Below are 9,603 nucleotides of genomic sequence, written 5' to 3' on the forward strand. Positions count from 1 at the left end.
GCCATCAACACGACATCTTGCCGAATATGCGCATGACTTGTAATGACGTCTGCTGATTTTAACTGACCGAGACCCCGTGAACGTGGATAGATATAGACAGCTCGGACGAAAGGCTGACTAGCCGCGTTAAAACGGCTACCCGGCTTCTTCGCTCCTCGCGCCATGACGGCGAGCTTGCCGTATTCACGTGTCAGTAGCGTAACGATCTTATTCGATTCACCATATACGACCGTTCGTAATACAAGCCCTTCCGCCTTATCGATCATCGCTTAATACTCATCATCGCGGAAGCCGAGTTCACGCAATTGACCGGCCTTGTTGCGCCAATCCTTTTGGACTTTGACCCACAAGTTCAGGTAAACTTTCGTCCCGAGTAACATCTCGATGTCCGTTCGTGCTTCAGAGCCGATTTCTTTTAGAAGTGCTCCGCGTTTACCGATGATGATTCCTTTTTGGGAATCGCGCTCGATCAAGATCGTCGCATGGACATCAACCATATTTCCATTCTCACGCGTCTTGATTTGATCAATCGCGACGGCAATCGAGTGTGGTACTTCATCGCGTGTCTTTTGCAAGACTTTTTCACGAATCATCTCTGAGATGATGAAGCGCTCTGGGTGGTCAGTGACTTGATCCGCTGGGTAATACATCGGTCCTTCTGGTAGAATTTTTGCGATTTCTTCAAGTAACGGTCCGACGTTATTCCCTTGTAGCGCCGAAATCGGAACGACTGCCGCGAACTCGAGTTCATTTTTGTACGACTCGATGATCGGTGGAATATCATTCGGATGAATCAAATCGANNTTTATTCATGACGAGAATGATTGGTGTATCGAGTTCCTTCAATTTTTCAATAATGAAGTCGTCACCTTTTCCTTTTGGTTCCGTCACGTTGACCATGAACAAGATCGCATCGACTTCACGCAATGCGTTCGTCGCGACCTTCATCATGAAATCGCCGAGTTTATGTTTTGGTTTATGGATCCCAGGTGTATCGATGAAAATCGTCTGAACATCTTCTGTCGTGTAGACACCTTGAATCTTATTACGCGTCGTTTGTGGTTTATCAGACATGATGGCAATTTTTTGTCCGATGACACGGTTGAGGAATGTCGATTTTCCGACGTTCGGGCGTCCGATGATCGAGACAAAGCCCGATTTGAATCCTTCTTTAAACATGTAAATCTCCTTTCGTGAATGCTCCCGGTAAGAGAGCGCCCACTGTTGTTTCTGTGACATCCCCTTTAAGGTTCGTCAAATAGATTGGCATATCCGCATCACACATCTCTGATAACACTTGGCGGCATTGTCCGCACGGTGCGACCGGTCCTTCTGTGTCCGCAACGACAGCCATCGCTGCATACTCGCGCGCATCTTGTGCCCACGCAGAGAAGATAGCTGTCCGTTCTGCACAGTTACAAAGACCATACGCTGCGTTTTCAATATTGCAGCCATGGAAGACTTGTCCGTCTTTCGTTAAGAGAGCAGCACCGACTTGGAATTTTGAATATGGAACATACGCTTTTTCGCGTGCACGTTTAGCTTGTTCGAGTAATTGTTCTGTTTTCATGTGAGTATCCCCTTTTTAGGAACGGTATTGGCCAAAAAGGCCGGATTCTTATTGTACCAAATATGGGATGAAGATGCATAGCGCAATCGCAACAGATGTAAGCGCCAACACTAAAACAGCACCACTCGCGATATCTTTGACTGCTTTTGCCAGTGGATGCCACTCCTGTGTCACGAGATCCACGACGCGCTCAAACGCTGTATTGAACATCTCGGCACTTATGACGATCCCGACCGTCAGAAAAAGAATCGCTCGCTCGACAGATGTCAACGGTAATAAAAAGGCGACAAGTAATACGATGCCGCCAATGATGACATGAACTTTCATATGCCGTTCTTCTCGAATCGATTGGCGCAACCCATGCATCGCATGTCGAAATGGTTGCCACCAGCTTTTCACAATGTGCCCCGGAATAACTCGAAGTGATGCAGGATTTCCTCCTGTCGCTTCGTCATGATTTCCTCATCTGCCTTTTCAATGTGATCATATCCGAGTAAGTGGAGGAAACCATGGACGGCGAGAAAACCGAGTTCACGCTCGAAATGATTGCCATATTCAGCCGCCTGTTCGCGACATCGTTCCACGGAAATGATCAAATCACCGAGGACGACTGGTTCATCTTCCAATAATCCAAAATCGATTTCATCTTCTCCGAGTTCTTCCATCGCGAAGGAAATGACGTCTGTCGCCTGATCTTTCCCACGCCATTCACGATTAATCTCTTGAATTTCATCGTTTGAGACAAAAGTCACGGACAACTCGCTGTTCGGATCGACTTCTTCTTGTTCCGCCGTGTAAATCAAAATCGATTCGACAAGCTGTCGTTGCTCTTCCGTTAGACGATTATTTTCGTCTGTCATATAAATGTTCATTTCGTTGCCTCTTTCTTTAATTCTGGATACTCGATTCGTTCATGGAACAAACCGGATAAGGTATGACATGCACTTTCACCAACACGATAAATCTCGCGTGTCGTGATGTCACATTCCGCAAATTGGTCGTCCATCATCTTTTCACGAATGATTTTCGCGACTAGGTCCCGAATTCCTTCTTCCGAAGGAGCTTTCATTGAACGAACAGCCGCTTCAATCGAGTCGACGATCATGATGACCGCCGCTTCACGCGTTTGTGGTTTAGGTCCTGTATAACGGAACGTATCCTCATCGACTTCACCTTGTTCTGCTGCCTTGACATAAAAATATCGGAGCAACGATGTTCCATGATGCTGGCGACAAATATCGATGATCGCTGCCGGGAGTTTTGCTTTTTCGAGCAATTCAACACCATCCTCCGTATGTGCCAAGATGACACGTGCCGACTCTTCCGGCGTCAATCGATCATGCGGATTGCGTCCATGCTGGTTTTCAATGAAATAAAGTGGTCGTCGTGTTTTTCCTAAATCATGATAGTAGGCACCGACTCGCGCAAGCAACCCATCTGCACCGATTGCTTCACAGGCTGTTTCTGCTAGGTTCGCGACCATCATGCTATGATGATACGTTCCTGGCGCTTCGACCAAGAGTTTCTTCAACAAGGGATGCGTCGGGTTCAACAGTTCGAGCAGACGCGTCGGTGCTAAGATACCAAATGTCATTTCGAGGAACGGCAATAACCCAATCGCAAGAATGGCACTCAAGATCCCACTAGCAATCGCAAAACCGACTAAAGTCAATGTTTCACGTAATTCGAATGTGCCACTACGTAATAGAACGAATGCAAAGAAAATCGCGATGTTTGCTCCGGCAATCGAAATACTGCTCATGAAAATACGACGACGTGACAAACTAGACTGTAGGAAAAACGTTGCGACTAAACCACCGACTAACAAATAGATCGCGATATTGAAGCTGAAGTTTTGATTCGTACTATAGAAGAATGTTCCGGCAAGTGCCGTGAAGAGTGAACTTGACAATGCAATCCGTTCGTTTAATAAATTGCGCAGAACAAGCGCAACAAAAGCGGTCGGTGTGAGTAAGTAAAGTGCAGGATTGATATCGTTTGCTAAAAACGCCATGCCATACATGACAAGCAATTGTAAGCTGACGACGAGGTAGACAAGCCCAAACAACCGGATCCGCCCCATCTGTGCATACCGTAGTTTCGAGCGATGAATGAAGCCGAATAGGAAAGCAGTCATCAATGCACTGACAAGCATCGCTCCAAGTAACGGTTTCAACGACTGACGGTCAGAAATCAAGCCGACGAGTTGTAGCTGGCGGTAAGCATCTTGCGAAATCACTTCGCCTCGCTTCACGATCACTTCCCCTTCCGAGATGATGACCGGTTCCACTTTATCACTTGTTTGTTTACGAAGCTGTTCCGTCTTTTCCGGATCATAGACGTAGTTCGTCACGATCAGTTGATCGGTCAACGCCTTGGCAATCGCCTTTAGCGAGAAAGAAAGCGGTGAACGTTCGATATCAGTTCGGGCATTTTCACGTGCTTCAGCCACTTCGCCGCCATCAGACGAGATGCGCTGACGCATCGCTTCTTCGATTGCTGTAATGACGACATCCCGTGTCGTGTCTCGAAGCGCTGTCGTTGAAGCTACAAGTAAACGTAGTTCGTCGTCCTTTAAAAGAGTTGCCGCTTCTGTCCCACGCAAACGCTGTTTGATTTTACTGATCTCGTCTGCTTTTTTAATGCCGGATAAACTAGCAAAAAGTTGTTCGACTTTATCAATTTGCTGTGCTGCATACTCTTGTTTGATCGTATACTGACTCTCGATTGCAGCAATCGCATTTTCCTTGATTTGATTCGTCGCGACCCGATCCTCCATCGTCAATGGCGACCGGATGTCTTCTTCTGCAATCGAGAACGGTTCTGCGGACAAGGCTTCTGGTCGGACACTGACATACATCATCGTCGATACGACGAGATAGAACACTACTGTCAAAAGTCCAACCCAGACCCTAACCTTGCGCATATCATCTCCCCCTTTTTCCATTATTCCCGTAACGGCTTATGTCAATTCCTGACTGTAAGCATCAACGATTTTCCGGACAAGTGGGTGACGCACGACATCAGCTGAGCCGAAGTGTTCGAAATGAATGCCTTTGACATTTCCGAGCAGATGCAATGCTTCTTGTAGACCAGACGTTTTTCCGCGCGGAAGATCAACTTGTGTCAAATCGCCTGTGACGATCATCTTCGAATGAAAACCAAGACGTGTCAGGAACATCTTCATTTGTTCACGTGTCGTGTTTTGCGCTTCATCTAGAATGACAAAGGCATGTTCAAGTGTCCGCCCACGCATATAAGCGAGTGGCGCAATTTCGATGACACCACGCTCAAGTAGTCGAGCCGTATGTTCGACACCAAGGACGTCGTGTAACGCATCGTATAGAGGACGTAGATATGGATCAACTTTTTCTTTAAGATCACCAGGAAGAAATCCAAGATTCTCTCCTGCTTCTACTGCTGGACGCGTCAGGACGAGTCGTTTGACATGTCCTTCCTTCAGTGCTTTTGCAGCCATCACGACTGCGAGATATGTTTTTCCAGTCCCCGCTGGTCCAATACCAAATGTCAAATCACAGCGATCAATTCCGCGGACGTAACGTGCTTGACCGAGCGTTTTCGCACGAAGTGGTTTTCCTTTATGATTCGTATGGATGACCGTATCGTAAAGTTCCAGTAGTTCATCCACCCGATCTTGACGTGCGAGTTGAATGGCGCTCGTTGCGTCACGCTCCGTCAAAACAGCTCCACGATTGACGAGTTGCTTCAGGACACCAACGACTTGTCCTGCCAAGATCACAGACTGTTCCTGTTCGGATTGTGCCAACAGCTCATCTCCTCGATGTGTAAGCTGGACTTCAAGTTCCGCTTCCATCGTACGTAAGACTGCGTCATTCGGACCGACGAATGCTTGAATCTGTTCTGAATTCGAAAATGCAAATGGGATTCTTTCGTTGAATATCACGTTGTGAATGGCCTCCTAGTCATGGATAACAAGTTGTCATCGCTTCATATCTAATCTCTTCCACTTTAGCACTTCCACCGAAAAGATGGAAAGAAAAACCCGTTTCCACCTTTTGGAAAACAAAAAGAGTCGATCCTACACGTTTCGTAGGATCGACTTCCTGTCCAACCATCATCGTTTTCGTTTAGAGACAGGCGCTCCGAGAACCTCACTCCAGACGATCGCACGTCGCATTTCGTCTTGCGAAAGCGTCGTTGCTGATGCCGAACGACTCGATGTTCCAATAGCACCGTCTGCGACGCTGTCTTTGATTTCACCAATACTCGAAGAAGGCACCCCTTTTTTCGAATGTTGTTTCTGACGTTGGTCCAAACGTTGTTGCAATTCCGTTCGTTCATGAACTGGTCGTGCTTTCGTTTGGGTTACCCCAGGTTGTTTCTTCGCAGGTGCTTTTTTACGAACGACAGGTGGAGGTGTCGTCTCTTGTCGAACCGTATCCACCTGTTCGACCATTTGCTTCACATACTCCCCGAACTCTTTTGAAGGTGTCCGGTTCGTCTGCTTCGGTTTTTTATCTGCTGCTTTTGAGATGACGGAGATGACACCGAATGCGATCATCAATCCGACCCATATGATATCCATACCGTCTCACCCTTTACTGTGAGTCATGTGGTGATGATTGTCCACCGATTGCTTGACGCATTTTCGTATCGGCTGTCACGTTCAAGTAGTTCGCATAATCCATGACGCCAAAATTTCCGTCACGCATCGCTTCTGCGATAGCAAGTGGTACTTCCGCTTCAGCAGCGACAACCTTCGCTCGCATCTCTTCAACACGTGATTTCATCTCTTGTTCGCTTGCGATCGCCATTGCGCGACGCTCTTCCGCCTTCGCTTGCGCAATGTTCTTATCTGCTTCCGCTTGATCCGTTTGAAGGACCGCACCGATGTTCTTACCAATATCAATGTCTGCGATATCGATCGAGAGAATTTCAAACGCCGTTCCTGAATCGAGTCCTTTTGCAAGTACTGTCCGTGAGATCATTTCTGGATTCTCAAGTACTTCTTTTTGGTCATTACATGATCCGATGGTTGAGATGACGCCCTCACCAACACGCGCGATAACTGTTTCTTCCCCAGCACCACCGACGAGACGATCAATATTCGCACGTACCGTGATCCGGGCTTTCGCTTTCACTTCAATCCCATTCATCGCGACACCGGCGATGAACGGTGTTTCAATGACTTTTGGGTTAACCGACATTTGAACAGCTTCTAAAACATTACGACCAGCAAGATCAATCGCCGCTGCGCGTTCGAAGCTCAGCTCGATATTCGCCCGGTGTGCTGCAATCAAGGCATTGACGACACGGTCAACGTTACCCCCTGCAAGGAAATGACTTTCCAGTTGGTTCGTATTCAAGTTCAATCCCGCTTTAACTGCCTTGATCAACGGATTGACGATTTTTGATGGTGTTACTCGACGAAGACGCATCCCGACTAATGTAAAGATTGATACGCGTACGCCTGCTGCGAGCGAGCTAATCCAGAGTGGAATCGGGACGAGCGTGAAGAAAATAGCGAGGAAAATTAAGATTCCTCCAGATATGAGTAATACGGTCAATAATTCAGGTGTCATGTGTGGGACTCCTCCTTCGTATGTTGGACTCTAACAATGACGCGTCCGTGCGTCACTTCTTTTACAACGATCGTTTCCCCCGCTTGAATGAAGGTTCCTTCTGTAACGGCATCAATTCGGTTCCCATCGATTTCAATCGTTCCTGACGGACGTAATGGTGTCAGACTGACTCCTTCTTGTCCTAACAGTTGTACTTTGTCTTGATGAGAAAGGTAGCCCTTTTCAGACGATGTAGAATCCGTCAAAATCAAACCTCTCCAAAGCAATGACTGATTTGATTTTATTCTGCGATACGCCCAGAACCCGGCCGCAAGTGACAGAAAAACTGCAAGCCCAACGGCTAAACCGACTTGTCCGACGGTCGCACCTGCCATAATCAAGCTAGCAAGGACAGCACCGATCCCAAGGACGCCAAAGATTCCAAACCCTGTGACGAATATTTCAACCAGTAACATGAGTACCCCGATCATGAAGACCGTCAAAATCATCCCTAAGCTAAACGTCATGCGTACGTTCACCCCTTTTCATTCGTGTCAGAAGCTACTTCTTTTGCACTTTGATTCGTTACTACAATTATATACGCTTTCAAAACAAAAAGGTTTCATGACTATTCTGAATTCATCAAGAAACTTTAAAAACGTGACAGGAACGACAAAAAAAGGTGTCCCTCGGGACACCTTTCCATGTATTAAGCGAGACGTTGTTTGACGAGTCGATTAATTAAGGCACCGTCTGCCTTGCCCTTAAGCTGCGGCATGACGACACCCATTACTTTCCCCATATCCGAAGGAGCAGAGGCACCCGTCTGCGCAATAGCTGCGTCGACGATTTCCTGTACTTCTTCCTCGGAAAGCTGTTTTGGCATATAAGCTTCGAGCACGACAATCTCTGCTTGAATTTTCTCGACGAGATCGTGACGACCAGCGCTTTCGAATTCTCGGAGGGAGTCGTTGCGCTGCTTCATTTCACGTGAAAGAATCGTTAATTCTTCCTCGTCTGTCAATTCTTGCTTACCGAGTTTGATCGTTTCATTTTGCAGCGATGATTTCACCATGCGAATCGTCGTAAGACGATCTTTTTCACGAAGACGCATGGCATCTTTCATATCCGCTGTCAAACGCTCCTGAAGACTCATGAGGATACACCCTCTCTAACGTTAGAACTTCTTACGCTTACGCGCAGCCTCCGATTTAAGCTTACGTTTTACACTTGGCTTTTCGTAGTGTTTACGTTTACGAACTTCTGCAAGCGTACCATCTTTTGAAACACCACGTTTGAAGCGACGAAGTGCGTCTTCAAGTGATTCATTTTTACGTACACGAGTTTCCACTAGTTTTCCCTCCCTCCGATATTACCGACTAAAGGAAACGTGTCAGACACGTCATACAACATTATAGTAGGAATATACAATTTGGTCAACAGTTGATTCAAGCGACTTTTCTGTACCCTACGCTGTTCCTTTTTGTTCTTTTCTATCCTCTCATGCTTGCATCCGTTTGACAACAAAATCTGATCATTCCTGCATCAAAATTCAGAAACTTTTTTGTAAGCGTTATCATCATTTTTTAAAATGTTTTGTCAAAAAGGGTGATGATGTGTCAAAATATAGGCAATTATCAAACAAAGGAGTGTGACATCACGTATGAAAGAAGCAAAACGTATCATTTTCGGACTTATCCTCGGATTGATTCTCGGAATCGTCCTCGCTGCATTGCCCGATAAGTCGATTTATGAGGGATTGAATAAATATGCTCTACAACCGATCGGGACGATATTCTTGAACCTGATCAAGATGCTCGTCGTACCGATCGTCTTCTTCTCGATCACCCTCGGCGTCATGGGACTCGGTAATCCAAAAGAATTGGGTCGTGTTGGCGGAAAAGCGATCACTTACTTCATGACGACGACGGCTGTCGCGATCGTCATCGCTCTCGGTTTGTCATTATTGATTAAACCGGGTACGTTCGGTAACTTCGAGACGCAAGGTCTTGAATACGATAACGGAAATCTACCAGATACGAGCTTGATCAATACAATCGTCGGTATGTTCCCGACGAACCCGATCACGTCGATGGCGGAAGGCAACATGCTACAAATCATCGTTTTCAGTGTGTTCGTCGGTTTTGGAATCACGTTCCTTGGTAAAAAAGTTTCGACGTTACGGACATTCGTCGAACAAGGGAACGAATTGATGACGTACTTGATCACGCTCGTCATGAAGATGGCCCCGCTCGGTGCGTTCGCTTTGATTGCATCGGCAGTTGGCTCACAAGGATGGTCTTCAATTAAAGCCATGTTCTTCTACATGTTAGTTGTCGTTTTATCTTTAATTATCCATTCTTTATTGACGTACGGTTCAACCGTCTCACTTCTTGGGAAGATGAATCCGTTCTTCTTCTTTAAAAAGTTCGCACCTGTCATGTTATTTGCTTTCTCGACGTCTTCGTCGAACGCAACACTTCCTGTCGC

At 46.5% G+C, this 9,603-nt stretch carries 11 protein-coding genes and 2 pseudogenes; 1 reads left to right on the forward strand and 12 read right to left on the reverse strand.

All coding sequences use genetic code 11. The annotated features are described in order from the left end of the window. The 12 genes and pseudogenes from recO to rpsU form a co-directional block, all read right to left on the reverse strand. On the reverse strand, positions 1 to 266 hold a 266-nt coding region (gene recO, locus B2751_RS05595), incomplete at its 3' end, for a DNA repair protein RecO (RefSeq protein WP_290773426.1). Between the two features lie 3 nt (positions 267 to 269). Then, positions 270 to 1,179, reverse strand: a pseudogene (era, locus tag B2751_RS05600) (GTPase Era). Beyond that, positions 1,172 to 1,570: a cytidine deaminase gene (locus tag B2751_RS05605; protein ID WP_023467498.1), complete on the reverse strand. Its 399-nt coding sequence runs from the start codon at positions 1,568 to 1,570 to the stop codon at positions 1,172 to 1,174. Before B2751_RS05605 ends, era begins: the two are co-directional and overlap by 8 nt. Positions 1,571 to 1,618: 48 nt before the next feature. Next, entirely contained in the window at positions 1,619 to 1,969 is a 351-nt protein-coding gene (locus B2751_RS05610; RefSeq protein ID WP_035409213.1) for a diacylglycerol kinase family protein, read from the reverse strand. Further along, positions 1,966 to 2,442, reverse strand: coding sequence for an rRNA maturation RNase YbeY (gene ybeY, locus B2751_RS05615; protein ID WP_056060122.1), 477 nt, complete (start codon positions 2,440 to 2,442; stop codon positions 1,966 to 1,968). The genes B2751_RS05610 and ybeY overlap by 4 nt, the downstream gene beginning before the upstream one ends. Continuing rightward, positions 2,439 to 4,496 (reverse strand): HD family phosphohydrolase, encoded by a 2,058-nt coding sequence (locus B2751_RS05620; RefSeq protein WP_052019073.1) that lies wholly within the window; start codon positions 4,494 to 4,496, stop codon positions 2,439 to 2,441. Before B2751_RS05620 ends, ybeY begins: the two co-directional genes overlap by 4 nt. Before the next feature lie 36 nt (positions 4,497 to 4,532). After that, the gene (locus B2751_RS05625) at positions 4,533 to 5,495 is read right to left on the reverse strand and encodes a PhoH family protein (RefSeq protein WP_052019074.1); all 963 of its coding nucleotides are present in this window, start codon (positions 5,493 to 5,495) and stop codon (positions 4,533 to 4,535) included. 171 nt (positions 5,496 to 5,666) lie between these two features. Beyond that, complete coding sequence (locus B2751_RS05630) at positions 5,667 to 6,137, reverse strand: hypothetical protein (RefSeq protein ID WP_035409220.1); 471 nt, start codon at positions 6,135 to 6,137, stop codon at positions 5,667 to 5,669. Positions 6,138 to 6,150: 13 nt separating this feature from the next. Next, complete coding sequence (gene floA, locus B2751_RS05635) at positions 6,151 to 7,134, reverse strand: flotillin-like protein FloA (protein ID WP_035409222.1); 984 nt, start codon at positions 7,132 to 7,134, stop codon at positions 6,151 to 6,153. Continuing rightward, positions 7,131 to 7,640: an NfeD family protein gene (locus tag B2751_RS05640; RefSeq protein ID WP_035409223.1), complete on the reverse strand. Its 510-nt coding sequence runs from the start codon at positions 7,638 to 7,640 to the stop codon at positions 7,131 to 7,133. Before B2751_RS05640 ends, floA begins: the two co-directional genes overlap by 4 nt. A gap of 182 nt (positions 7,641 to 7,822) precedes the next feature. Then, positions 7,823 to 8,269 (reverse strand): GatB/YqeY domain-containing protein, encoded by a 447-nt coding sequence (locus B2751_RS05645; protein ID WP_035409225.1) that lies wholly within the window; start codon positions 8,267 to 8,269, stop codon positions 7,823 to 7,825. Positions 8,270 to 8,290: 21 nt separating this feature from the next. After that, the gene (gene rpsU / locus B2751_RS05650) at positions 8,291 to 8,464 is read right to left on the reverse strand and encodes a 30S ribosomal protein S21 (RefSeq protein ID WP_012369719.1); all 174 of its coding nucleotides are present in this window, start codon (positions 8,462 to 8,464) and stop codon (positions 8,291 to 8,293) included. Positions 8,465 to 8,776: 312 nt separating this feature from the next. Here rpsU and B2751_RS05655 point away from each other — a divergent pair. Beyond that, positions 8,777 to 9,603, forward strand: a pseudogene (locus B2751_RS05655) (dicarboxylate/amino acid:cation symporter); the annotation flags it as partial.

This window comes from Exiguobacterium sp. UBA6282 (assembly GCF_002440475.1).
In the GTDB taxonomy this organism is placed as follows: domain Bacteria; phylum Bacillota; class Bacilli; order Exiguobacteriales; family Exiguobacteriaceae; genus Exiguobacterium_A.